Annotated in this window: 25 protein-coding genes and 1 pseudogene; 19 read left to right on the top strand and 7 right to left on the bottom strand. The window is 61.0% G+C overall.

Annotation, left to right across the window (positions count from 1 at the left end; all coding sequences use genetic code 11):
• The first annotated feature begins 126 nt into the window (after positions 1-126).
• On the top strand, positions 127-1,044 hold the full coding sequence (locus G7048_RS04920; protein ID WP_166067070.1) for an AEC family transporter: 918 nt from the start codon (positions 127-129) through the stop codon (positions 1,042-1,044).
• Here the strand turns inward: G7048_RS04920 and queG are convergent.
• Positions 1,038-2,117 carry a tRNA epoxyqueuosine(34) reductase QueG gene (gene queG, locus G7048_RS04925; protein WP_205750334.1) on the bottom strand — a complete coding sequence of 360 codons (1,080 nt, stop codon included), beginning with the start codon at positions 2,115-2,117 and terminating at the stop codon, positions 1,038-1,040. The genes G7048_RS04920 and queG overlap by 7 nt on opposite strands.
• On the opposite strand from queG, the gene tsaE reads away from it, so the two are divergent.
• From tsaE to G7048_RS04940, 3 genes are all read left to right on the top strand, one after another.
• Positions 2,100-2,645 (top strand): tRNA (adenosine(37)-N6)-threonylcarbamoyltransferase complex ATPase subunit type 1 TsaE, encoded by a 546-nt coding sequence (gene tsaE / locus G7048_RS04930; protein ID WP_166067071.1) that lies wholly within the window; start codon positions 2,100-2,102, stop codon positions 2,643-2,645. The two genes, queG and tsaE, sit on opposite strands and share 18 nt — an antisense overlap.
• 61 nt (positions 2,646-2,706) lie before the next feature.
• Positions 2,707-4,233: an N-acetylmuramoyl-L-alanine amidase gene (locus G7048_RS04935; RefSeq protein ID WP_240933171.1), complete on the top strand. Its 1,527-nt coding sequence runs from the start codon at positions 2,707-2,709 to the stop codon at positions 4,231-4,233.
• Between the two features lie 213 nt (positions 4,234-4,446).
• Positions 4,447-4,692, top strand: coding sequence for a glycine zipper 2TM domain-containing protein (locus G7048_RS04940; RefSeq protein ID WP_166067073.1), 246 nt, complete (start codon positions 4,447-4,449; stop codon positions 4,690-4,692).
• A 90-nt stretch (positions 4,693-4,782) separates the two neighbouring features.
• On the opposite strand, the gene G7048_RS04945 is transcribed toward G7048_RS04940, so the two are convergent.
• Entirely contained in the window at positions 4,783-5,451 is a 669-nt protein-coding gene (locus G7048_RS04945) for a DedA family protein (RefSeq protein WP_166067074.1), read from the bottom strand.
• Between the two features lie 129 nt (positions 5,452-5,580).
• Here G7048_RS04945 and G7048_RS28750 point away from each other — a divergent pair.
• The 4 genes and pseudogenes from G7048_RS28750 to mutL form a co-directional block, all read left to right on the top strand.
• A pseudogene (locus G7048_RS28750) lies at positions 5,581-6,096 on the top strand (ATP-binding cassette domain-containing protein); the annotation flags it as partial.
• 365 nt (positions 6,097-6,461) lie between these two features.
• On the top strand, positions 6,462-7,298 hold the full coding sequence (locus tag G7048_RS04955) for a hypothetical protein (protein WP_166067075.1): 837 nt from the start codon (positions 6,462-6,464) through the stop codon (positions 7,296-7,298).
• Positions 7,295-8,221, top strand: a complete 927-nt coding sequence (locus G7048_RS04960; protein ID WP_166067076.1) for a hypothetical protein — start codon at positions 7,295-7,297, stop codon at positions 8,219-8,221. Before G7048_RS04955 ends, G7048_RS04960 begins: the two co-directional genes overlap by 4 nt.
• A 22-nt stretch (positions 8,222-8,243) precedes the next feature.
• On the top strand, positions 8,244-10,250 hold the full coding sequence (mutL, locus tag G7048_RS04965; protein ID WP_166067077.1) for a DNA mismatch repair endonuclease MutL: 2,007 nt from the start codon (positions 8,244-8,246) through the stop codon (positions 10,248-10,250).
• A 21-nt stretch (positions 10,251-10,271) separates the two neighbouring features.
• On the opposite strand, the gene G7048_RS04970 is transcribed toward mutL, so the two are convergent.
• Positions 10,272-10,529, bottom strand: a complete 258-nt coding sequence (locus G7048_RS04970; RefSeq protein WP_166067078.1) for a hypothetical protein — start codon at positions 10,527-10,529, stop codon at positions 10,272-10,274.
• A gap of 463 nt (positions 10,530-10,992) precedes the next feature.
• Here G7048_RS04970 and gdhA point away from each other — a divergent pair, with 463 nt between their 5' ends.
• Both gdhA and G7048_RS04980 read left to right on the top strand, forming a co-directional pair.
• Positions 10,993-12,336 carry an NADP-specific glutamate dehydrogenase gene (gene gdhA / locus G7048_RS04975; RefSeq protein ID WP_166067079.1) on the top strand — a complete coding sequence of 448 codons (1,344 nt, stop codon included), beginning with the start codon at positions 10,993-10,995 and terminating at the stop codon, positions 12,334-12,336.
• Between the two features lie 26 nt (positions 12,337-12,362).
• Complete coding sequence (locus G7048_RS04980) at positions 12,363-12,584, top strand: hypothetical protein (RefSeq protein WP_166067080.1); 222 nt, start codon at positions 12,363-12,365, stop codon at positions 12,582-12,584.
• A 61-nt stretch (positions 12,585-12,645) separates the two neighbouring features.
• Here G7048_RS04980 and G7048_RS04985 read toward each other — a convergent pair whose 3' ends face one another.
• Positions 12,646-13,287 carry a LysE family translocator gene (locus G7048_RS04985; RefSeq protein ID WP_166070801.1) on the bottom strand — a complete coding sequence of 214 codons (642 nt, stop codon included), beginning with the start codon at positions 13,285-13,287 and terminating at the stop codon, positions 12,646-12,648.
• 118 nt (positions 13,288-13,405) lie between these two features.
• On the opposite strand from G7048_RS04985, the gene G7048_RS04990 reads away from it, so the two are divergent.
• The 9 genes from G7048_RS04990 to G7048_RS05030 all read left to right on the top strand — a co-directional run bounded on the left by G7048_RS04990 (position 13,406) and on the right by G7048_RS05030 (position 22,069).
• Positions 13,406-14,212, top strand: coding sequence for a transporter substrate-binding domain-containing protein (locus G7048_RS04990; RefSeq protein WP_166067081.1), 807 nt, complete (start codon positions 13,406-13,408; stop codon positions 14,210-14,212).
• A gap of 147 nt (positions 14,213-14,359) precedes the next feature.
• Positions 14,360-15,196, top strand: a complete 837-nt coding sequence (locus G7048_RS04995) for an ABC transporter permease (protein WP_166067082.1) — start codon at positions 14,360-14,362, stop codon at positions 15,194-15,196.
• Positions 15,197-15,210: 14 nt separating this feature from the next.
• Complete coding sequence (locus G7048_RS05000; RefSeq protein WP_166067083.1) at positions 15,211-15,963, top strand: ABC transporter ATP-binding protein; 753 nt, start codon at positions 15,211-15,213, stop codon at positions 15,961-15,963.
• A gap of 30 nt (positions 15,964-15,993) precedes the next feature.
• Positions 15,994-17,331 (top strand): glycosyltransferase, encoded by a 1,338-nt coding sequence (locus G7048_RS05005; protein ID WP_166067084.1) that lies wholly within the window; start codon positions 15,994-15,996, stop codon positions 17,329-17,331.
• A complete protein-coding gene (locus tag G7048_RS05010) occupies positions 17,328-18,098 on the top strand; it encodes a hypothetical protein (RefSeq protein WP_166067085.1) in 771 nt (256 codons plus the stop codon). The genes G7048_RS05005 and G7048_RS05010 overlap by 4 nt, the downstream gene beginning before the upstream one ends.
• Before the next feature lie 4 nt (positions 18,099-18,102).
• The gene (locus G7048_RS05015; RefSeq protein ID WP_166067086.1) at positions 18,103-18,963 is read left to right on the top strand and encodes a Gfo/Idh/MocA family protein; all 861 of its coding nucleotides are present in this window, start codon (positions 18,103-18,105) and stop codon (positions 18,961-18,963) included.
• Positions 18,960-20,081 carry a DegT/DnrJ/EryC1/StrS aminotransferase family protein gene (locus tag G7048_RS05020; RefSeq protein ID WP_240933173.1) on the top strand — a complete coding sequence of 374 codons (1,122 nt, stop codon included), beginning with the start codon at positions 18,960-18,962 and terminating at the stop codon, positions 20,079-20,081. Before G7048_RS05015 ends, G7048_RS05020 begins: the two co-directional genes overlap by 4 nt.
• A gap of 33 nt (positions 20,082-20,114) precedes the next feature.
• Positions 20,115-20,690 carry a dTDP-4-dehydrorhamnose 3,5-epimerase family protein gene (locus G7048_RS05025; protein ID WP_205750335.1) on the top strand — a complete coding sequence of 192 codons (576 nt, stop codon included), beginning with the start codon at positions 20,115-20,117 and terminating at the stop codon, positions 20,688-20,690.
• A 14-nt stretch (positions 20,691-20,704) separates the two neighbouring features.
• Complete coding sequence (locus G7048_RS05030) at positions 20,705-22,069, top strand: glycosyltransferase (protein WP_166067087.1); 1,365 nt, start codon at positions 20,705-20,707, stop codon at positions 22,067-22,069.
• A 16-nt stretch (positions 22,070-22,085) separates the two neighbouring features.
• Here G7048_RS05030 and G7048_RS05035 read toward each other — a convergent pair whose 3' ends face one another.
• From G7048_RS05035 to nuoN, 3 genes are all read right to left on the bottom strand, one after another.
• Positions 22,086-22,592 (bottom strand): DUF1178 family protein, encoded by a 507-nt coding sequence (locus G7048_RS05035; protein WP_166067088.1) that lies wholly within the window; start codon positions 22,590-22,592, stop codon positions 22,086-22,088.
• A 120-nt stretch (positions 22,593-22,712) separates the two neighbouring features.
• Complete coding sequence (locus G7048_RS05040; RefSeq protein ID WP_166067089.1) at positions 22,713-23,024, bottom strand: DUF2818 family protein; 312 nt, start codon at positions 23,022-23,024, stop codon at positions 22,713-22,715.
• Positions 23,025-23,067: 43 nt separating this feature from the next.
• Positions 23,068-24,561, bottom strand: coding sequence for an NADH-quinone oxidoreductase subunit NuoN (gene nuoN / locus G7048_RS05045; RefSeq protein WP_166067091.1), 1,494 nt, complete (start codon positions 24,559-24,561; stop codon positions 23,068-23,070).
• Positions 24,562-24,568 lie beyond the last annotated feature (7 nt).

The raw sequence follows: 24,568 nt of genomic DNA on the forward strand, positions 1-24,568 counted from the left end.
TTGAAAGGGAATGCTAATCGCTGCAGCGCACAACGGGGTTGCCTTTTTGGGGCCGAATCCTTGGGGATTTCCCGAGAGATTTTCGGAATGAGTTTCGGATATTGATAGCGCACAACATCAGCGGCTATGCTGCATGCCGTGAACTACGCCCAACTGCTGCTGCCCGATTTTTCGCTGATCCTGCTTGGCTACCTGATCTGCAGGTACACCCTGCTCAACCGCTCGGTGTGGCAGTCGGTGGAGCTGCTGGTGTACTACCTGCTGTTCCCCACGCTGCTGTTCCAGTCGATCCTCAAAAGCCCCATCCACATCCAAGAGGCATCAAGCCTGATCGGCGCTGCGGTCACCTTGGGCGCGCTCGCCATCGCCATGTCGTACTGCCTGCCCTGGGTGCCGGTGCTCGGCAAACATCTGGACCGGCGCGACCACGCAGCCGCCGCCCAGATCGGATTTCGCTTCAACTCCTACATCATGCTCGCACTGTCCGAGCGCATCATCGGCGCGCAAGGGCAACTCATGATGGCCGTGGTGATCGGCATCTGCGTGCCACTGTTCAACATCGCCGCCGTCTGGCCCATGTCGCGCGGCTCCCATCGCGGTTTCGTGGGTGAGCTGGTGCGCAACCCGCTGATCGTCGCAACGATTGCCGGCCTCGCCTGCAACTTCATGGGCCTGTCCATTCCCAAACTGGTCGAGCCCATCTTCACCCGCATCGGATCAGCCTCGCTCGCACTGGGCCTGATGGCCGCAGGCGCGGGTCTTCAACTCGGCGAACTCCAGCGCAACAAGGCACTCACGGTCTCGATCCTCTCCATCCGCCACCTGATCCAGCCCATCATCGCGTTCTTTCTGGCGCGCGCCTTCCGGCTCGATCAGGCGCAGACCATCGTGCTGATCCTGCTCTCCGCATCGCCCACCGCACCATCGGCCTTCGTGCTCGCCGCCCGCATGGGCTACAACGGCCCTTACGTCGCAGGACTGGTGACGCTCTCGACCATGCTCGGTGTGCTCAGCCTGCCGTTTGCTCTGAGCTTGCTTCAGTGAGCAGCAACCCCTTGCGCCAGCGCCCACGCCACATGCTCGCGCACGATGTCACTCGCGTGATCGGCGCGTGCTTGCAGGGCTGCGCGGCTGTCAGCGTCCTCGCCCATCGCCAGCGCATTCCCCATCGCCACCGCAATGTTGCGCAACCAGCGTTCATGGCCGATGCGGCGGATCGGGCTGCCTTCGGTGCGGCGCAGAAACTCAGCTTCGTCCCATGCGAACAAGCGCACCAATGAGTTGCCTTCGAGCCCCGGTCGCACGTCGAAATCCGGCAGCGAACTGCGCTGCGCGAACTTGTTCCATGGACATGCCAGTTGGCAGTCATCACAGCCGTAGATGCGATTGGCCATCAGCGGGCGCAGCGCTTCGGGAATGGCACCCGCGTGCTCGATGGTCAGGTAGGAGATGCAGCGCCGCGCATCGACGGTTCGCTCGCCCACGATGGCCTGCGTCGGGCAGGCCGTCATGCAGGCCGTGCAACTGCCACAGTGCGCGGTGGTCGGCTCGGTGGGTTCGAGCGCCAGATCGACATAGATCTCGCCCAGAAAAAACATCGACCCGGCCTCGCGGTTGAGCACCAGCGTGTGCTTGCCGCGCCAGCCCTGGCCGCTGCGGCTGGCCAGTTCGCATTCGAGCACGGGAGCGGAGTCGGTGAACACGCGGTGCCCCATCGGACCGACCTCCTGCGCGATCCGGTCCGAGAGTTTTTGCAGGCGCGCACGCAGCACCTTGTGATAGTCCCGGCCACGCGCGTACATCGAAACGATGCCTTCCTGCGGGCGTGACAGGCGCTCGAATTCAATCGCTTGCCAGCCTTCGGGAACGGAATCGGGCAGGTAATCCATGCGTGCGGTGATCACGCTCACCGTGCCCGGAACCAGCTCGGCAGGCCGTGCGCGCTTGAGGCCATGCGACTGCATGTAGTGCATCTCGCCATGAAAGCCGCTTTCCAGCCAGCGCAACAAACCTGCTTCAGAAGACGACAAATCCACTCCGGCCACGCCAATTTGGGAAAATCCCAGTTCGCGAGCCCAGAGCTGAATTTGAGGAACGAGTTGACTGCTGCACCACATCACCCGCAAATTGTAGAAACAAGTGCCCCCCCTCCAGCGGAAAAAAGCCCGCTGGATGCGTCGGAGCGCCTTCAAATGCAATGGACCAGCGAGGAAGACACCGATGTTTTCGCTCGCCAACTCGCCGCCTTGCCCGAAACGCGCAATGCCTTCATCACGCTGCATGGCGACCTCGGCGCGGGCAAGACCACCTTTGTGCGCCATCTTTTGCGCGCCCTTGGAGTAACAGGTCGTATCAAAAGCCCGACCTACGCGGTCGTCGAACCGCATCAGGCCAACGGTCTCGACATCTGGCATTTCGACTTCTATCGCTTCAACGATCCGCGTGAACTGGAGGATGCGGGCTTTCGCGACATCTTCGCGAGCCCCGGATTGAAGATCGCGGAATGGCCGGAAAAGGCTGGTTCTCTTACCCCGACTGCTGATATAGCTATTTACATTGAAGCATTGGACGATGAGAAACGACGCGTTACGCTTGAGGCGCGAACTTTTTCCGGCAAAACACTACTCAAGGGTTTGAACGTATGAAAAAGTCGAGACTCACACTCGCATGACATCACCGCTAAGTGCCACACATAAAGGACTTCTCGTGAACGACGAGTCGCCCACCGACAAGGCTTCCACTTCTTCCCGCCGAGCACTGCTCAAGGCGGGCACTCTCGTGCTGCTGCTTGGCACGCAACAGATCGCGCGCGGCGCGTCCATCGTGGCCGTGCGCGTCTGGCCCGCGCAGGACTATTCGCGCGTGGCCATCGAGTCCGACACGAAACTGGTCACCAAGCACACCTTCGTCGAAACGCCGCCGCGCCTTGCCGTCGACATCGAAGGCATCGACCTGAATCCGCAGCTCAAGGAATTGGTCGCCAAGGTGCGCGCCGACGATCCGAACATCGCGGGCATCCGCGTGGGCCAGAACTCGCCCGGCGTGGTCCGCATGGTGATGGACTTGAAGCATGCTGCGCGCCCGCAGGTGTTCACGCTGTCGCCCGTGGCCGCGTACAAGCACCGGCTAGTGTTCGACCTGTATCCCGCGCAGGAACGCGATCCGCTCGAAGCACTGATCGCCGAACGGCTGAACGACCCCAAGGCCACGGTGGCGCAAGCACCCGCGCCCATCGACAAGCCAGCGAACGCGCCGCATGACCCGCTGGGCGACCTGATCGCACAGCGCAGCGAGAAGCCTTTGCAGGACAGGCCGACGGTGGCGATTGCACCGCCGCCAGCACCACTGCCACCCGTGACCGTAGCCCCCACACCAGCGCCCGCGCCGGTCGTGGTTGCCGCTGCGCCACCACCCCCTGCGCCCGTTCCGGCACCGCCTCCTGCTCGCCCACCTGCGCCCGCTCCAGCCCCGGCCAGAGCACCATCGGCACCCGCCGTTGCGCGGGCGACCGACCGGCTGATCATCGTGGCGCTCGATCCCGGTCATGGCGGTGAAGACCCCGGCGCCATCGGCCCGAACGGCACGCGCGAAAAAGACGTGGTGCTGCGCATCGCACACCTGCTGCGCGACCGCATCAATTCGACCACCATCGGCGGCAATCCCATGCGTGCGTTTCTGACGCGCGATGCCGACTTCTTCGTGCCGCTCGGCACCCGCGTGGAAAAGGCGCGTCGCGTGCAGGCCGACCTGTTCGTGAGCATTCATGCCGACGCCTTCACCACGCCCGCAGCCAAGGGCGCGAGCGTGTTTGCGCTCAGCGAACGCGGGGCTTCGAGTTCTGCCGCGCGCTGGTTGGCGAACAAGGAAAACGAGTCCGATCTGATCGGAGGGATGAACGTGACCTCGCAAGATCAGCACGTGCAAAAGGCCTTGCTGGACATGAGCACCACCGCGCAGATCAACGACAGCCTGAAGCTCGGCAACGTGCTGCTCGGCGAGATCGGCGGCTTTGCCAAGCTGCACAAGCCGCGCGTCGAACAGGCCGGGTTCGCGGTGCTCAAAGCGCCCGACATTCCCAGCGTGCTGGTCGAAACCGCCTTCATCAGCAACCCGGATGAAGAGGCCAAGCTGCGTTCTTCGGTATATCAGAACCAACTGGCCGACGCGCTCATGCGCGGCATCACACGCTACTTCGCGAAGAACCCGCCGCTGGCGCGCAGCCGCACGGTGTGACGACGGAAGACGCCTTGTAAAGAAATACAAGCGCTGCGTCACAGCCGGTGACTGGGTCTTTGTCCTACAGAGAGCCGCCTTGGCTCCTGTAGGCTGAAAGCACTCCTTGAACGTTGAATACGCATAGGCCGAATCATCCATCCGGCCTCGTTGAACGGCGCCGCTGATCTCTGCATGCGCCAGTTCACTGCTACCAGAGAAAGGGGTACACACATGAAAAACATCCGCATCATCACCGCCACCATCGTCTGCGCGACCACATTCGGTCTCGTGGGTTGCGCATCGCATCCAAGCAACCGCCAGGTCGGTACCGGCGTTGGAGCCGTAGCGGGCGGTCTGGTGGGCAACGCCGTGTTCGGCGGCCCTGTGGGCACCATCGGCGGTGCAGCCGCTGGCGCTCTGATCGGCAACGAAATCGGCGGACGCCACGACTACGACCGCCGCGGTTATCGTCGCTGATCCGGCGTGGGCTGAATCAAGCCCATCCCATGCAAAAAGCCCCCGATGCCTTGTCGCATCGGGGGCTTTTTGTTGAGTGATTCTGAGCGATCAGCCCTGCGAAGAAGCCGCCTCGCGCTGCTTCTCGGCGCGACCGGCCTTCCACGCACCGAAGATCGCGATCAGGCCCGGCACCAGGATCAGGCCCCAGATGATCTTTTCCAAATTGGCCTTCACCCATTCCATGTTGCCGAAGAAATAACCGGCCGACACAATGCCCAGCACCCAGATCAGCGCCCCCACCACGTTGAACATGGTGAACTTCGCGCGCGTCATGTGCGCCACGCCCGCCACGAACGGCGCGAAGGTGCGGATGAACGGCATGAAGCGCGCCAGAATGATGGTCACGCCGCCGTAGCGCTCGTAGAACGCATGCGCCTGATCGAAGGCCCGCTTGTTGAACCAGCGCGAGTCCTCCCATTGGAAGACCTTGGGCCCGAGATAACGACCGATCGTGTAATTGCACTGGTCACCCAGAATCGCCGCCACCAGCAGCACCGGCACCGCAATCGAGAAATGCATCAGCCCCGCACCGCACATCGCGCCGACGATGAACAGCAGCGAATCACCCGGCAGAAACGGCATGACCACCACGCCCGTTTCCACGAACACGATGATGAACAGCAACGCATAAACCCACGGCCCGTAAGCCACCACAAACGCTTCAAGATGCTTGTCGATGTGCAAGATGAAGTCGATCAAAAAGCTGACGATTTCCAAACCCGTTCCCCGGTGCGAAAGAAGGCTCGGACTGTAGCGCATTGGCTGCAGCCGCTTGCCGATATGGAGAATTCGCCCGTCTTGCCTAGAATGGTCCAGGCAACGACTTCAGCAAAAGGCATGTCGAAGATGGGAGAAAGCACACCAGCGGCGCAGTTGCGGGTCAACGCCCTGCAGTTCGGCTACAAAGCCCCCTTGTTCGGGCACTTCAGCGCCAGCATCACCCAGCCGGGTGTCTATGGTCTGTTTGGGCGCAACGGCACGGGCAAATCCACTTTGCTGAAACTCCTCTCCGGGCTGCTCACGCCGGAAAGCGGTCAGGTCAGCGTGCTCGGCTACACGCCGCGTGACCGCGCCGCAGAGTTTCTGGCGCAGATCTATCTGCTGCCCGAGGAATTCCATCTACCCGATCTGAAGCCTGAAGCGCTGGTGCGCAACCACGGCGTGTTCTATCCGCAGTTCGACGCAGCGCTGTTCCGCACCTATCTTGCCGAGCTGCAGGTGCCGCACGATCACCGCTTCTCGCAGATGAGCCTCGGCCAGAAAAAGAAGGCCACGATCGCCTTCGCGCTCGCCACGCTCACGCCTGTGTTGCTGATGGACGAGCCGACCAACGGCCTCGACATCGAAAGCCGCATGCAGTTCAAGCGACTCATGCAGCGCCCCGAACATGGCGGGCGCACCGTGCTCATCAGCACGCACCAGGCACATGACTTGGAGAGCATCATCCGCCACATCTGGTTCATCGACGACGGCAAGCTGCGGCTGTCGTCAGACATGCAGCGGCTGGCCGAAAAGCTGGCGATGGGCGTTGCCGGTTCGCAAGCCGAACTGCCTGCGCAGGAGTCCCTGCTCTACACCGAAGCGCTCGGCGCGCAGATGGCCTGGGTCGCGAGGCGTGATGCCTTGCCCGGAGACTTTCCGGTCACGCCGCTGCAGCTCGAACTGATCTACAAGGCACTGAGCCTGAATCCGGAAGCGGTGCTCGCAGCAGCCGGGGAGAACATGCCATGACGAACAAGTCCACCGCTTTTCGCTGGTCGCGTTTTTCAGCGCTGGCCCGCGTGGACTTGGCGGAACGCTGGAGAAGCTACGCCGGCTTGCTGGTCATCGCGCTGATCGTGCAGATGCTGCTGCTCGCCTGGATTCTTTTCGTGAATCATTCGCCCAAGCCCATGCAGCCCGAAGCACAACAGGGCTGGTACTACTCCTTTCTGTTCATCTTCGGCGTTGCGTTTTGCTTTCTGTTCCACGCGCCCATGCAGCGGCAGGGATCGAGCCTGCTGGCGCTGATGCGCCCGGCATCGACGCTGGAAAAGTGGTTGCACGCCGCATGCATGCTGGTGGTGCTGTTTCCGCTGGCCTACACCGTGTGCTATCTCATCGCCACCGTGCCGATCAACGCGCTCGCGGCACTCGCCGAATCGACCAGATATCGCGCGGAAATCGCAGCCGCCACCCGCCCCACCCCCTCGGAGCCCATTGGCTTTCATGTGTACCTGCCGCTGCTCTCCAACGCAGATGCTCACGGCGACAAGCCATGGAAACAACTGGTGTACTACTGGTGGTATCTGATCCTCTGCGGATACGCCGCCTTTGCCTTGGTGCTGTTTCGCCGCGCAGCCGCCTTCAAGGCCGTGGCGCTGGTCTTCATCGTGCTGATTCTGTGCGTGATGGTGCTGAGCAAGGGTGGCAACGCGTCGGTTCTCATCCACTGGCTGGACGGAAGACAACGCCCAAGCATGAGCGCCTCCGCCGTGCTCGCCAATCTGCTGCTGTGGCTAGGCGTGCCGCTGCTGGTGTGGTGCTCGGCCTGGCTGGCGCTGCGTGAAAGGGACCTCACATGACGACACGTCTGGCCCCTTGTGTCTTTGGCGCGGCCATATTCTGCGGTTGGCTCGCCGTCTGGATTGCGCAGAGCAACGCACCGGTGCGAAGCGACTCCATCCTCCAATCCATGAGTCCCGCCGAATTGCAGGGCGTAAAGCGCGTGCAATATGACGTGCCAAACAAGTATCGGACGAGATACCGACAACCCACGCTGGTGCTTGCTGGTGGAAATGGCGACCTGCGACTGAGCACCGCGCCGCATGACGAAAGCTCCGTGCCGCTCGAACTGGTTCGCGCGGGCGATACGGTCTTTGTGCGCATCAAAAGCGAATCCCCGCAAGCCACGGCAACCAACACAGAGGACGGCGACAAGGACTCGATCATCTACATCGACGCGCCCGTCACCCTGGCACTCCCGGAATCCATCACCGAACTGAGATGGCCTGAAATGCGGCTGATGATGGCGGCCAAAGCCAACATGCCCGCGCTGACGCTGTACAGCTACGAGGTCCATGTGGGCTCGGACAGCCGCAACAACGGCGTGCTCACCCACTCCGGCGACCCGCAGGTGATCGCCGACCTCCAGAGCGATGCGATTCCCGGCAGGCTGGAGCAGCTCACCATCAAGCACCTGCAACGCGGCCTCTGTCCGGGCGACCGGCCCAACGCCAGCCGATACAGCGACGACGTCGTCTACGAGGGCGGCTTCTTCCCCCGCATCGCGCTGCAGACCCAGGCCGCCAAGGTCAACATCCGCACCATGGAGCCCGACATGCAGTTGACGCTGAACACCCCGTCAGGCTCGTCACTCGAGGTCGGCAATGTCGCCCATCTCAAGCAGATCCATGTGCAGGATCTGGATGCCAGGCAGGATCAGGAGCTGTCGCAAACCCGCGCGATGAAGGCTTTCGCAGATTGCGACAAGGCGAAGGGGCCTTGACGCTCGCCACTAGAATGAAGTGGTGAACGAAGCCAATCCCAACCCCTCCTCTCCTGCCACTCCCGAAGCGCTCCAACGCCGTCCCATCCGCGATCTGCCTGATGAATTGATCAGCCAGATTGCCGCTGGCGAGGTGGTCGAGCGCCCTGCGTCCGCCGTGCGCGAACTGGTCGACAACGCGCTCGATGCAGGCGCCACGCAGATCACCGTGCGCCTGCTGGCCGGCGGCGTGCGGCTGATTGCGGTGGAGGACGATGGCCTTGGCATTCCGCCCGAGGAATTGCCGGTGGCGCTGCGCCGTCACGCGACCAGCAAGATCACGAATCTGCACGATCTGGAATCGGTCAACACCATGGGTTTTCGCGGCGAGGCGCTGGCTGCGATTGCGTCGGTGTCGGAAACTGCCCTGCTCTCGCGCACGCAGGATCAGCCCAACGGCTTTCTGCTGGATGCGCGCAGCGGCGAGTTGCGCCCTGCCGCACGCAGTCGCGGCACGACGGTGGAAGTCAAAGAGCTGTTCTTCTCCACGCCCGCGCGCCGCAAGTTTTTGAAGACCGATGCCACGGAACTCGCGCACTGCGTCGCGGCCGTGCGCCGCCATGCGCTGGCGCGGCCCGATGTGGGCTTTGCGATCTGGCATGAAGGCAAGCTGGTCGAGCAATGGCGCTCGACCATGGACAGCGCCGATCTGCATGACGACGAGAAGCTGCAGCAAGGTCTGGAGCGCCGGTTGAGCGATGTGCTGGGCGCGGACTTCATCGAGGAATCCGTGGCCGTGCAGTTCAAGCTCGGTAACGTGACCGTGACCGGCCGCGCAGGCGTGCCCGATGCGGCGCGTTCGCGTGCCGATCAGCAGTTCTGCTACGTCAATGGGCGTTTTGTGCGCGACAAGGTGCTCACCCACGCGGCCCGCAGCGCCTACGAAGACGTGCTGCACGGCCAGAAGCAGCCGGTCTATGCGCTGTTCATCGAGATTGATCCGCTGCGTGTCGATGTGAACGTGCACCCGACCAAGATCGAAGTGCGCTTTCGCGACAGCCGCGAGGTGCATCAGGCCGTGCGCCATGCCGTGGAAAATGCGCTTGCCGTCCCGCGTGCCCAAGCACTTGCAGCGGCGGCGGAAGCTGCCAATCAACCCGGACAAGCACCTGTGGTTGGCGGCATGGCTCCTGCCAGCACGTCTTCCGGAACCCCATCCGCATGGGCTCCGACGCCCAACTGGAAGGCCCAGTCCACCATGCCTTTCGAAGAGCGCGTGGGCAACAAGGTCGAGGATCTGCAGGCGCTGTGGGGCGCGCCGAAATCAGCGAATGCGTCGGCGAATCCGTTTGCAGCACCTTTGACTCAGGCAACGCCCGCCAGCGCCGAAGCGCAAGCGTCCAACATCAACTGGCAAGCGGCTGCTCCCAGCGCGCCCACAAGCGAATCCGAGGCCTCGCCTTGGCCGCTGGGCCGTGCAGTCGCGCAGATCCATGGCGTGTACATCCTCGCCGAGAGCGCGCAGGGCATGATCATCGTGGACATGCATGCGGCGCACGAGCGCATCGTCTACGAACGGCTCAAGAATCAGGTGATCGACGAATCGGCGCGCATTGCCAGCCAGCCGCTGCTGATTCCCGCGACCTTCGCCGCAACGCCGCACGAGGTCGCCGCAGCCGAATCGAATGCTGACACGCTGGCGTTGCTCGGCATGGAAATCGCGCCGTTCTCGCCGCGCACGCTGGCGGTTCGCGCCGTGCCGACCGCCCTCGCGCAGGGCGATCCGGTGGAACTGGCGCGCAGCGTGCTTGCAGAGCTGTCACAGCATGACGCCAGCACCGTCGTGCAACGCGCCCGCAATGAAATTCTGGCCACCATGGCCTGCCATGGGGCGGTGCGCGCCAACCGCAAGCTCACGCTCGACGAGATGAACGCGCTATTGCGTCAGATGGAGGTGACCGACCGCTCGGACCAATGCAACCACGGTCGGCCCACCTGGCGCCAACTCACGATGAAGGAGCTGGACGGGCTGTTTCTGCGCGGACGCTGAAATTCCCGCTTTGTCTGTTCATTAGTCTGTCTGATCAGCCTCGCCGACCTGCTCGGCAGAGGCATCGGACAAGAAGGCCCATTGCGTGGCACGCTGGTGCGTGAAATCCACCAGCAACCGGGTCGGGTGGTGCACGGCGGCCGCCACATGCTCCATCGCCATCGCTGGACGTTTTCTCGTCAGCACATCGTCATCCGCTGCTGCGGCATTGCCCGCCAGCAGCAAGGTGGCCGCCGCAGCCGTTGCGCTCAATGCGCAAGCTCGGGTCATGGCCTTCATGGTCTGCATCTGATGGCCCCTTTCCATCGTTTTCTCGCTCATCCTGATCCTTCCTCCGCTCACTTCGCTCGTTGCTTTTGTTTGTGTTTGTGCTTGTGCGTCCGCTTCTGCTGTTCGCATCACCGGAATCCACACTTTCCTCGCATGCGATGACAAATGCATGTCGACAGATTTGTCCCGGTCTCATTCATGGACTTGGAACAAACCCGTTCGTTCAATGCCCAGAAACAAGGGTTTACCCTTAATAAATCACGCCGTCTGTGAGGGAATAGCGAAGCACCAAAACAAGGCGACCCACTCACCAAAACCGTGCAAAAACAATCACTTCCTTGATCTTCATGGTGCAAATCCCGACCTTTATGCATGCATTCATGCCAATTTGGTGCATGACGCCATGTCTTTTTGACATAATCTCGGCTTCACTCCAGAAACACGTTGTCACTAAGATAGAAGGTTCCGCTTTATGAAGCACGCATCGCTCGGGCAATTCCTCGAACAAGTCGCCCAACGCAATCCCGGTCAACCGGAATTCCTGCAAGCCGTCACGGAAGTGATGGAGAGCCTGTGGCCCTTCATCGAAAAGAACCCGCGCTATGCAGAGCTCGGCCTGCTGGAGCGTCTGGTCGAGCCTGAGCGCGTGCTGATGTTCCGCGTGTCCTGGACCGACGATCAAGGCAACGTGCAAGTCAATCGCGGCTTCCGCATCCAGCACAGCATGTCGATTGGCCCTTACAAGGGCGGTCTGCGCTTCCACCCCTCGGTGAACCTGTCGGTGTTGAAGTTCCTGGCTTTCGAGCAAACCTTCAAGAACGCCCTGACCACCCTGCCCATGGGCGGCGGCAAGGGCGGCTCGGACTTCGACCCCAAGGGCAAGAGCCCCGCTGAAGTCATGCGCTTCTGCCAAGCCTTCGTGACCGAGCTGTTCCGTCACGTGGGTCCAGACACCGATGTGCCAGCAGGCGACATCGGCGTGGGCGGCCGCGAAGTCGGCTTCATGGCCGGCATGTACAAGAAGCTGGCCAACAACGCCGCTTCCGTGTTCACGGGCAAGGGCCTGACTTTCGGCGGCTCGCTGATCCGTCCTGAAGCGACTGGCTACGGCACGGTCTACTTCGCCGACGAAATGCTCAAGACCCGCGGCAAGAGCTTCGACGGCATGCGCGTTTCGGTGTCCGGCTCGGGCAACGTGGCGCAGTACGCTGTTGAAAAGGCCATGCAACTGGGTGCCAAGGTCGTGACCGTGTCCGACTCGTCCGGCACCGTGATCGACGAAGACGGTTTCACCACCGAAAAGCTGGCCGTTCTGATGGAAGTGAAGAACCACAACTACGGCCGCGTGAACGACTACGCCGCCAAGGTCGGTGCCAAGTTCGAAGCCGGCGTGCGCCCATGGCACGTGAAGGTCGACGTGGCTCTGCCATGCGCCACCCAGAACGAACTGGACGAAAAGGACGCCAAGCTGCTGATCGAAAACGGCGTGGTCTGCGTGGCCGAAGGCGCGAACATGCCGTCGACCATCGAAGCCGCCAAGGCTTTCGAAGCTGCTGGCGTGCTGTACGCACCGGGCAAGGCTTCCAACGCGGGTGGCGTGGCCACTTCGGGTCTGGAAATGAGCCAGAACGCGATGCGCCTGTCATGGCCGCGTGAAGAAGTGGACGCACGTCTGCTGCAGATCATGCAGAACATCCACGCTGCTTGCTTGAAGCATGGCAAGCGTGCTGATGGCACGGTGAGCTACATCGATGGGGCGAACATCGCTGGGTTCGTCAAGGTGGCGGATGCGATGTTGGCTCAGGGCGTGATCTGATTTTTATCTGATCTGAGCTTCTGCTTATGGAGAACCGCCTTCGGGCGGTTTTTCTTTTTGCGATCTTCTTTGGCTTCTGCTCAGGTGTTGAGGGCGGGTGCCGGGTCTCGCCCCTGCGGGCGAGTAACTTTTCGCTGGCGCGCGAAAAGTCACCAAAAGCGCGCTTGAATACCTGCGGCAAAACTCTCTTCGCGCCGGAGGCGCTTCGTTCAGACAGCTTGCCGCAAGTCAGTCTGGAAGAGGTGTGATTCGGCACTTCGCGTTGCTCGTGCCTTTTTCATCTCGCGACTGCGCGAGATGCTTCGTTTTTTAGCGCTGCGTAGCTAGCAGGAGGCCGCCTGCGCCCATGAAGAAGCCGCCTGTTGCCTTGTTGAGGCGGACGACGCCTTTTGGCGTGCGGATCCATCTTCTGATCTGGCGGCCGCAGGAGGCGTAGACCAAGGTCGATACGAATTCCGCCATCAGGTAGATCGAGCCGAGCACTAGGAACTGCTGTGCGGCTGGCTTGGACGGGTCGATGAACTGCGGGAAGATCGCGGCGAAGAGGATGATGGCTTTGGGGTTGGTGATGCCGAGCAGGAACTCCTGCATGGCCAAGGTTTTCACCGAATACTGCTGGGGCGCGGCGACCTCCGTGGTTCCGTCGCTGTTTTCGATCATGGCTGCGCCGCCGAAATCGCGGCTGCGCCAGGCCTTCCAGCCGATCCAGAAGAGGTAGACCGCGCCGATCCACTTGACTGCGACGAAAGCGGTTTCAGAAGCCAGCAGCATCGCGCCCAGGCCAATCGCGGAGACGGTGAGGAAGATGGCGAAGGCTGCTACACGACCTGTGGTGGCGATCAGTGCGGGGACGACGCCTGCGCGGATGCCGTTGTTGAGGCCGCAGAAGTTGTTGGGCCCCGGCGTGAGCGAGATCGCGATCGAGACTGGTATGAACAGGAGAGCATCCATGATTGCCCAGCCTTTGCGTGGTGTTGTGTGGGTGATGAAAATCGGATCGCTCAGTGTAATACTCAGCATGCTTTTTCGCTGGCCCTGCCCAGCTCACCCAACTGGAGACAACAACATCATGCGCACCATCGTCCAACGCCGCCGTCTTTTCATCATCCACACCGTCCTGACCACCGCCGTCGCCGCCACCTGCGCACTGGCTGCATTGCCCGCTGCTGCGGGCCAGCGGCTCGACCAGATCATGCAGACCAAGACGCTGCGCGTGGGCACGCCGGGTGACTACCGTCCGTTTGCGATCAAAACCGATGGCGGATACAGCGGCCACGACATCGATGTGATCGAAGCCATGGCTAAGGAAATGGGCGTGAAGATCGAGTGGGTGCCGACCACCTGGCCGAATCTGATGCCCGATCTCAAGGCCAACAAATACGACGTGGCCGTAGGCGGCATCACCCGCAACGTGGCGCGCATCGGTCAAGCCGACATGCTGCCGGGCTACGCGCCCTTCGGCAAGGTGGCGCTGGTGCGCAAGGCGGACAAGGACAAGTTCACATCGCCCGAGAGCCTGAACCAATCCGGCGTGCGCGTGATCAAGAATCCCGGCGGCACGAACGAGGCCTATGTGCTGCAGAACCTCACTGCAGCGCAGGTCAGCACCCACGACAAGAACGCTGAAATCCCCGCACTGATCGCCGAGGGCAAGGGCGATGTGATGATCACAGAAACCTACGAGGCGCTGCACTACGCGCGCGTCGAGCCACGCCTGTACGCCGCGTTTCTGGAAAAGCCCCTCACGCCCGTGAACACGCTGGGCTTCATGTTCCCAGCCGACGATGCGGAGTACGCGCGCGTGCTGCGTTTCACCTGGGAGCAGATCGACAACCGGGGTGGCTTGAAGGCGGCAGCGCAGAAGTGGTTGAAGTAAGCAGGGAAAGCTCAATCGACTTGCCCACGCTGCAAGAGAACTTGCATATACAAACGGCGCGATCCGCTCGTAAAATCGCGCGCACTCGCGCCGTCATGCTGCAAAGATTCTCTTTCATGCGACCGGCAGAAATTTGCAGCCAGCCGCATGAACTCAACCTCCCTCAATGAAAGCGCTCGCATGGGCGAACTCTCGCAATGGCAACTGCTGTTGCAGGATCTGACGCAGTCGCTGCGCCAATGGCCTTTGTGGATGCATCTGGGCTGGCAAGACTTGCTGCGGCAATACCGCCGTTCGTTTCTGGGTCCCACCTGGATTGCGATCAACATGGCGATTTTCACGGCCGCGTTTGGCTGGATCGGTGCCCAGTTGTTCAATCAGGACACGAAGTCCTACATTCCCTATTTCTGCTTGGGCAACATCTTTTTCGGCTTCCTCACGGGCATGTTCAACGATGGCTGCCGGACCTACATCGACGCCGCGCCTTTTCTGAAGCAGGCGTCTTATCCCAAGTTCACCTTCATCTTTCGTGTGGTGTGGCGTAACCTGCTGCTGTTGGTGCATCAGATTCCGCTGATCCTCGTGGTGCTTTGGTATGGCGATCTGCTCAGCCATTCGCTTTGGCATGTTTGGCTGGCGGGCTTCATCGTGAGCACCATCTGCGCCACCTTGGTGCTGGCGATTCTTGCCGCCATCGCCACGCGGTTTCGCGATGTGCCCATGGTGGTGAGCAGCATTCTGCAGATCGCATTTTTCATCACGCCCGTGATGTGGCAGTCCAGCCAACTGACGGCATCGCGTTCGCACCTCGTCACCGCGTTCAATCCACTCGCCGCATGGCTGGAACTGATGCGAGCACCATTGCTCGGGAAAATGCCTTCCGACACCGCCTGGCTGGGCGCCGCAGTGACGTTCGGCATCCTGCTCGTGCTGACAGTCGTCCTCTATCTCGCGGCGCGTCGTCGCATCAACTACTGGCTTTGAGCGAAGCACACGCCATGAAGCCCTTTATCCAGCTCACCAACGTCGACATCGACTTTCCGGTCTTCGATGCCCAAAGCATCGGTCTCATCAATACCCTGGTGAAATTCACCGGCATGCCGCGCAGCAAGACACCAGCGGCAGAGCCCATTCGCGTCGTCCAGGCACTGCGGGACATCAATCTCGAACTCCGATCCGGTGATCGCATCGGCCTGATCGGACACAACGGAGCGGGCAAATCCACCCTGCTGCGCGTACTTTCAGGCGTCTACGAACCCGTGCACGGGCATATCCGCCAGCACGGCACGATGTCAGCCCTCACCGACATCATGCTGGGCATGGATGCCGAGGCCTCGGGGATCGATTTCATCGTCACGCGCGGCATCGTGATGGGCTTGTCCAAGCGCGAGGCACGCAACCTGATCGACGAAATCGGCACATTCACCGAACTGGCCGATCGCTTGCACATGCCCGTGCGCACCTATTCCACCGGCATGCTGCTCAAGCTCGCTTTTGCCGTGGCGACGACGGTCACTCCCGACATTCTGCTGATGGACGAAGTCGTCGGTGCCGGTGACGCCAAGTTCCAGGAACGCGCGCAAAAGCGCCTGCACGATCTCATGTCGCGCGTGAGCATTCTGGTGGTAGCCAGCCATAACGAGCAGTTGCTCAAGTCGTTTTGCACTCAGGGCGTGCTCATGAAGTCCGGCCAGATCGTGTGGCGAGGCGATGTGCAGGAGTGTCTGGACAGGTATCACCACTCGCCCTGACCCACCCAAATCGTCCCAGGAACAAGCTCGATGCAAATCATTCTTGCAAACTTCAGCATGAAGACATGGACGGGGTCAGAACTGTTCGTGCGGGATCTTGCCCTGGCCTTGCAGGCACGTGGCCATTCCATCGTTGTCTTTTCCCCTGTTCTTGGTGCGTTGGCCCACGACCTGTCAATGCGATGCATCGCCTGCGTCAGCGATCTATCGATGGTTGCAGAAGCGCCGGACGTCATCATTGGCAACTCGCGCGATGAAACCGTGATGTGTCTGGCTCATTTTCCGCAGGTTCCAGCCATTTCCGTGTGTCACGACCGAACGGCCTTTCAAGGAATGCCGCCGAAGTTCCAGCGTATCCATCAATACGTGGCGGTAGACGAGAACTGCGCAGAGCGTTTGGTTTTTCAGCACGGCATCGAGCGCTCACGCGTCGAGATGATCTTCAACGGCGTGGATCTGCAGCGCTTTCAGCCGCGCGCGCAGCTCCCATCCAGGCCATCACGCGCGCTGTATTTCAGCAACTATGCAAACGATGCAGCCCCTGGCACTCAGGCCATCGCATCGGCATGTCATGCCATGGGCGTGACGCTCGAACTCGCTGGGCTGACCGCCAACAAGGAAGAGCGCTTCGCGGAGCGTCGCCTGCCTCAGTACGACTTGGTCTTCGCCAAAGCACGATGCGCCATGGAGGCCTTGGCGGTCGGCTGTGCCGTGATTGTGCTCAACGAAGTCTCGGGCATCAATGGCATGGCGGGTATGGTGACACCAGCCAACATGGAGCATTGGAGACGCTGGAACTTCGGTCGACGGTTGATGCAAATTCCGACCACCGTCGAATCAGTCAAGCGAGCAATCGCAGACTATGACAAGGACAATGCGCTCCAATGCCAGGCTTGGGCGCGTGAGCATCTTTCGCTTGAATGCACCGTGAACGCCTTCGAAGCGTTGGCACAGCGCGTCGTGCGTGACCATCGCGAGCTTCCACGCATCGACCCCGAAATCGAGTGGCGGGAATTCACCCACCATTTCACCGAGCATTTCCTTGCGCCCACCGATCAGCAGACCGCGTCACAATTGGGTGAAGCATTGGCCGTCAATCAGGACTTGCAGAAAGCCGTCATGACGCAGGAGCAATGCAATGCGGCACTGCGCGACCAATCGCAAGCGCTCGAGCGGCAACTGAATGAGCAGTTGCATTCAATGCGAAGCAGGCTTGAGGATGCGCATCGACGTTTTTCCATTGTGCAGGAGGAAGCCAGAAATGCGTCGCTGCATAGCACCGCGTTGGAAAGCAGCCTCTCCTGGAGGCTCACTCGCCCTTTGCGCTGGTTTGGAAATCTCCTCGGCAAACCCTGGAACGGCACATGAAACCCCTGCTTCTGATCGCTCACCCCGGACATGAGCTTCGCATCTTCGAATGGGTACGACGATCACGCCCACATGTGGTCGTGCTGACCCATGGCGATGGCTCCATCGGGCAACCGCGACTCGCCGACACCGAACACTTGCTGGAGCAGATCAATGTGCAAGTCCGCACGGATTGGCTGCAGCCGGTATCGGACGCGAGCGTGTACAAAGCTTTGCTCGAGGGCGATGTTTCTCTGTGGCACGGTTGGCTTGCGCAACTGGCCCGAGTGACGACGGTCGAGCACATAGATTGCATCGTCGCCGATCAGGCAGAGGGCTACAACCCAAGCCATGATCTCTGCCGGGCAATGGCGAATTGTCTGGTGCAGGAGTTGCGCCACGCCGGAAAATCCGTCACTAGCCTGGAGTTCCCGTTGATCGGTCACTCCTGCGATCCGACGCGGCAGCACGACGTCGGCGTTGAGGTCACTTTGAGCCATGATGAGTTGCAACACAAGCTCGCCATCATGCGGAACTATGCAAAGCAGACCAGCCCGGTGCTCGAGCGCGAACTGCAGACCATGCTTGATACGTTCGGTGAAGACTCGTTCGCCAAGGAATGTCTCTACCCGGCGGCGCAGACACCGTATGAATCCAATGAGCTGCCTTCGGCAATGCCTGAATTCGAGCGCATAGGCGAGGAGCGCTTTCGCACCGGCGTCTACCAGCATGTGATCCGCGCGGAGCATCTCAGGCGGTTGGTGCAGGACATGTTGCATCGTGGATGAGGCCATGAAGATCGACATGCCGCACAAGACACGCCTTGCCATCATTGGTTATGGCCGTTTTGGACGGGTGCATGCCATGCGTGCACGCACCCATCCTGCATTCGAGCTTGCGTGCATTGTCGACCCGTCGCCACAGGCACGACAGGCAGCGCAGACCGCTGGCTTCATGGCGGTCCCTCGATTGAGGGATATGCCACGCGGCGTCGATGCAGCGACGGTGGTCACGCCTTACGATACCCACGCAGACATCGCGATCACGCTGATGCGCATGGGCATCGATGTGCTGGTGGAAAAGCCATTCGCTTCGTCGGAGAGAGACATCGACGCCATGCTGGACACGCAAGCCGTCACACGGCGTACGCTTTGCACAGGCCACCTCGAACGCTTCAATCAGCAGCTCATCACCGCACCGTGGACAGCACCGCCGCAGAGCATTGCGTTCAACCGTTGCTCCAGTCTTTCGGTGGGATTGAGTTCCGCAGTCCTTGACCTCATGGTTCACGATCTCGATACCGCTTCGCTGCTGTTTGCACATGAACAGCATGCGACGTTCGAGGTCATCGAGGTGCGCCAACATGACCACGTCGTGAATGCACATGTGCTTTTTTGCGGCATGCAGCTCAGCTTGAGCGCCTGTCATGGGGCACCCAAGTCCGATGCTCGCCTGTTCTGGCAGTCATTGGAAGAACGCAACGAACTCTGCTTGAATCAGCCCTGCTCTCCTGGTCACATTGATTCACTGACGCGCCAATACACGGCATTCCATGAACGGCTTCACGACAGGCCTTCGCTGCGTCCCATCGCCAGTTCTGCAGAAGGTGCGACTGCCGCACGCAGAGCCTTGGTCATCGAATCCTGGCTATGAAAGTCCCCTTCTTCCGCAGCCCTTGGCAAACGCCGGAACTCGCGCAGCAGCTTGGGCGCGAGATGGCAGAGGTGCTGCAAGGCGGGCACTACATTCTCGGACCTCAGGTACAGAGCTTCGAGCAGTCCCTTTCCGCGCGCTACTCCCATGAGCGACAAGCCATTGCCGTCAATTCCGGCACCGATGCGCTGGTGCTTGCGCTGCACCTTCTGGATCTGCAAGCAGGAGATGAAGTGATTCTGCCAGCGGGCACCTTCATCGCGTGTTTCGAGGCCGTCATTCGAAGCGGTGCAACGCCCGTGCTTGCAGATTCGCGGGCCGATGATTTTCTCTGCAGCGCAGAACAAATCCGACCACTGATCACTCCGCGCACGCGTGCAGTGATGGCTGTGCCATTGTTTGGAGACACCAGCGCCACGCCTGCCATTGCGCAACTTTGCAAAGACCAGGGCATCGCGCTCATCGAGGACATTGCGCAAGCCCTCGGCGCGCAAACCCGTGATGCCAATGGAGACCGGCTGCATGCGGGCTCGATGGGCGACATCGCCACGCTGAGCTTCTATCCCACAAAGACTCTGGGGGCCGCCGGTGATGCAGGGGCATTGATCAGCCCGCACACGCACCTGGTGGAGCGAGCACGTGCGCTTCGCAACCACGGCCGCTCGGGCGCACTGCATGGCGAAGTTGGCTTCAACAGCCGCATGGACGAACTGCAGGCCGTGGTGCTTCGTCACGGCATCGCAAGGCTGGACACGTGGCTGCACGAGCGCCGCTCGATTGCACAGCGATATCTGGAACAACTGGCGGATCTGCCCGATATCTTTCTGCCACATAGACGCGAAGGGCATGCGTGGAACTACTTTGTCCTGCGCAGCCCTCGCCGCGATGAACTGAAGGCCGAATTGAACCGGTTAGGCGTCGACACCCGCGTCTACTACGACCCGCCGATTCACCAGCAGCCCAGCTATCTGCAACGCTTCGCCGCCGTCGAGCTGCCCAACCTGCAACGTCACGCACAGCAAGCCTTGGCGCTGCCGCTGTATGCCGGCATGCCAGCATCTGAAGTTGACTTGGTGATCGATGCGATGCGGGCTGCTGTGAACAGTATGCGCCGATGAATTGCTACACAACTCCAAACTGGAATCGAGGGAATGCATATGAAGGACCAACCGCAGGAAGAACCATCCACGACGGATGTGGCCGAGTGGAATTTCTCGGGAACCAAAGACATTCAGACCACCCATGCCAACTGGAATCTGGCGGCCACTCCGCACATTCATGGCGTGGAGATCAAGCAGATCACCAACGTGCTGACTGACGATGGCACGCTGACCGAGATCTACCGCAAGGACTGGCAGCTTGACGAGCTGCCCGTGGCACAGGTGTTTCAGAAGATCATGTCGCCCGGCGGCATCTCGGCCTGGCACGCCCACAACAAGGCTACGGACCGTCTGTTCTGTGGATATGGTCGCATCAAAGTGGTGCTGTATGACGCCCGCAAACAGTCGCCCACCGAGGGGCAGCTCAGCGTTCATCGGCTGGCGCTCGAACGCCCCGCCCTGCTGGTGATTCCACCGGGCGTATGGCATGGAGTTCAAGCCGTCTCCGACACGCCCGCCATCGTCATCAACGCGGTCGATATTGCATACGACTACGAAGACCCCGATCACTGGCGCCTGCCGTCGGATTCGCCCCAAATTCCTTATCAGTTCGCGCGCAGGAGATGAGCCTGTCGGCTGCCATGCCCACGCCACGCGTCTCCATCATCATGGCGGCCTACGGACGGCCGCACCTGTTGAAGTGGGCGATCGAGTCGGTGCAGAACCAATCGTTCACCGACTGGGAGTTGCTCATCGTCTCCGATGCCTGTCCCGTAGGAACCTACGAAGCGGCGCAAGAGTTTGCCACCCACGACAGCCGCATCACCGCCATCCAGCTCGCGCGCAACTGGGGCGAACAATCCGGCCCCAACAATGTCGGACTGGCTCGATCACGGGCTCCGCTGGTCGCTTTTCTGAATCAGGACGATCTCTGGTTTCCTGATCATCTGGAGGTGCTGCTCGACTGGATCGATGCGGCCGGTGCCGACATTGCCGTTGGTGCCAGTGCACACATGGGCTTGGCGCCAGACGGCGACATGCGGCGCTGCCCCAGCGGCCTCGCCGGCATGGGCGAGAAGGGGAACTACTGCCCCGTCAAAACGTTCTCCCCCATGTCCGCCTGGCTCGTGCGCAGACATTGCTTCGATCGCATCGGCCCGCTTCCACGTGCCGCAGATTGCATTGCCGAGTCTTCGCAGACATGGCTGTTCAAGGCATGGCGAAACAGCTTGAAGATCGCTACCTGCCCGGAGCTCACCAGCCTGATCTTTTCGTCAGGCAGCCGTGGCAACTCCTACCTCAACGGCGACAGCTCGGAACAGGCGTTCTTCGGGCAAGAGCTGCGCAGCAGTCCTTTTCTCAGGCCCCGGATTCTGGAGCACGCAAGTCCCAGCTACTGCCCCGATCCCAGTCCGCGCAAGGAATTTTTCCAGTTTCACTTCAAGAAAATTCAAGCGCATCTCGGGCTGTTCCCGCGTGCTGTGGAGTTCTGGTGGAAGCATGGTCGCCGCTCGGGTGAATACATACGGCACTTGCGATCGGTGCGAGGCTTGTCCAATTCAGCCCAGAACACAGAGAACTACGCGCAGACGCTTCGCCGCCGCTGGTTGGATCGCAATGGCCTTTGCGACATCGGCACACGCATCGACTGCAGCGCCAAGGGCCAAGGCACGCGTTATCTGGGTGATGGCTGGTGCCTGCCGGATAACGACGGTTGCCTGATGTATGCGCCAACAGTCAGCTTGCGGTTTCGATTGCAAGGCCAGAGCGTCCATGCAACGCGCCTCAAAACCATCTGGCAACTGCCGCCTGAAGCGATTCTCTACACCCGACTGAATGGCGAAGGCATCCCGCTCACTGATGCGCAGGCATCCACCGAAGTGCCCGGTGCGGCCGAGTGGACTTGGTCGTTTTCGGGCGCATCCGGTCAGACGAGTCGAACACTCAACTTTGAAATCCACACGCCGACACCAGGATGCCGACTGCTGCACGTGACCTTGGAGTGACGGCGTGTGACGCCTTCTACTGCAGCGTTTCCTTGAGCGAATCCGGCAGCACGAACGGCATCACGTCGATGCCCTCTTCCACCAGCTCTGCCGTTTCTTCTGCCGATGCCTGTCCACGAATACCGCGTTCGGGGGCGTCGCCGTAGTGGATTCGGCGGGCTTCCTGTGCAAAGCGTTCGCCGACATTTTCGGTGTTGGCAATCACGTGGCGGGCGGCGCGCAGCCATGCGTCCTGCAGTTGGGATTGCAGTTCGGCGGGCGTGGGTGGCGGGCGGTTGCTCACGTCCTGCTGCGGCACGGGCGCTGCTTCCTCGATCGCCTTGCCTTGTCTTGCAGAAGCAGTTCCTTTCGACAAAGAACGCAGGTTCAGACGCGGTGCGCTCAGGCCCTTGCGGATGTGTGCGCTCCCGCACATGGGGCATTGCACAAGGGCACGCTCCATCTGGGACTGAAAGTCTTCTTCAGAGGCGAACCAGCCTTCAAAACGGTGGTCGGCGTCGCAAAGCAGATCAAGCACCTTCATATCGGAGGATCAGTGAGTGAATGAGCCAATCAACGGCGGGCAAGTGAAGGGAAAGAGATGAAGCTGATGATCCGCCTTCACGCGAATGTCATCAAGAGGCGCATGGTAGCGCCAAACGCGTCAGCCGCGGCGACGCATCAAATAGCGGTACACGAAGCCCGGGAATGCGAGCGTGAGGAACAGCGTGCCGGTGATGGCATAGAACTCCCAGCCTTGGGGAGCGTTCTGCCCGGCGCGGCGCTCGAGCAGCATGGCGATGGCGCCGACGATGAGATACAGGACCACCAGTTCGAGCAAGCGAACGGCGAAAGGCTTTGCACCTTTGTCCTTGGGAAGCGGCCCCACGAGCATGAGGCGCTGAGAGAGGAAGGGCCAGTTGGCGGCGGCGAACGCCGCCAGAATCACGAGCCAGATCGCAGCGGTCTGTGACATGCGGCCTCTTCCTTCTTTTCTTTTTCGTCAGATCGATGATCGATCAGGTTGCCAGTGCACGCACGATGGCGTCGGCGCACAGACTCATCAGACCGCCAGGCAGCAGACCCAGCACCAGCAGCGCTGCAGCGTTGAGCGTGAGCACGGTGCGCACGTCCAGCGGAGCGGACACGGTGGTGGCGGTCAGCGGCTTGTCGAAGTACATGACCTTCACAACGCGCAGGTAGTAGAACGCACCGATCAGCGACATGATCACCGCGAACACAGCCAGCGCGATGTGCGAGGTTTGACCCGACGACACCAGTGCTTGCAGCACCGACAGCTTGGCGTAGAAGCCCACCAGCGGAGGAATACCGGCCATGGAGAACAGGCAGATCGCCATCACGCCAGCGTACAGCGGGCTGCGTTGGTTCAGACCGGCGAGATCGGAGATTTCTTCGCTTTCGAAACCGTCACGTGCCAGCAGCAGGATCACGCCGAAGGCGGCCAGGGTGGTCAGCACATAGGTCACCACGTAGAACATGGAGGCGCTGTAGGCGTTCTCGACGGCGTTGGCGTCCACGTTGCCGTGGATCACACCGGACATCAGGCCGAGCAGCACGAAACCCATCTGCGAGATGGTCGAGTAGGCCAGCATGCGCTTGATGTTGGTCTGCAGCAGACCGGCCAGATTGCCGATCAGCAGCGAAGCGACCGCCATCACCATCAGCATCTGTTGCCAGTCGAAGGCGAGCGGCAGCAGGCCGTCGACCAAGAGACGCATGGTCATGCCGAAAGCGGCGAGCTTGGGAGCGCTACCGATCATCAGCGTGATCGAGGTAGGCGCACCCTGGTAGACGTCAGGCACCCACATGTGGAAAGGCACGACGCCGAGCTTGAAGCCCAGACCAGCCACCACGAACACGGTACCGAACACCAAAACCTGGTGACGGATCTGACCGCCGTTGATCGCCTGGAACACCTGACCGATGTCGAGCGAACCGGTGGCGCCGTAGATCATCGACAGACCATAGAGCAGGAAGCCCGATGCCATCGCGCCGAGCACGAAATATTTCATGGCGGCTTCGACCGATTGCGAGTGGTCGCGGCGCAGAGCCACCAGCGCGTAGCTGGCGAGGGTCAGCAGTTCGAGGCCCAGATAGATGACCAGGAAGTTGTTGGCGCCGATCATCACATACATGCCCAGCAGCGCAAGCAGCGACAGCGTGAACATTTCGCCACCGCGCAGCATGTCGCGGTCGGCGGCGTAGGGGCGGCCATAGACCATGGTCACCATCATCGCCACGGCAGCGAAGCACTTGAGCCAGCTGCCCATGGCGTCGCTGACGACCATGTTGCCCCAGCCGTAGAACGTGGTGCCGTTGCGGGCGTACATGGCTTCGAGCACGGCCACGACGAGCAGCGTGAGCAGTGTGAGGATATAGGTCGGCGTGCGACCCTTGCTCTTCACGCCCAGGTCGACCAGCGCGATCACGCAGGCCATGACCAGAAGGACGATCTCTGGATAAATTGCCAGCCAGCTGATGTTGTCAATCATTTCTTAT

The organism is Diaphorobacter sp. HDW4B (genome assembly GCF_011305535.1).
Taxonomy (GTDB): domain Bacteria; phylum Pseudomonadota; class Gammaproteobacteria; order Burkholderiales; family Burkholderiaceae_C; genus Diaphorobacter_A.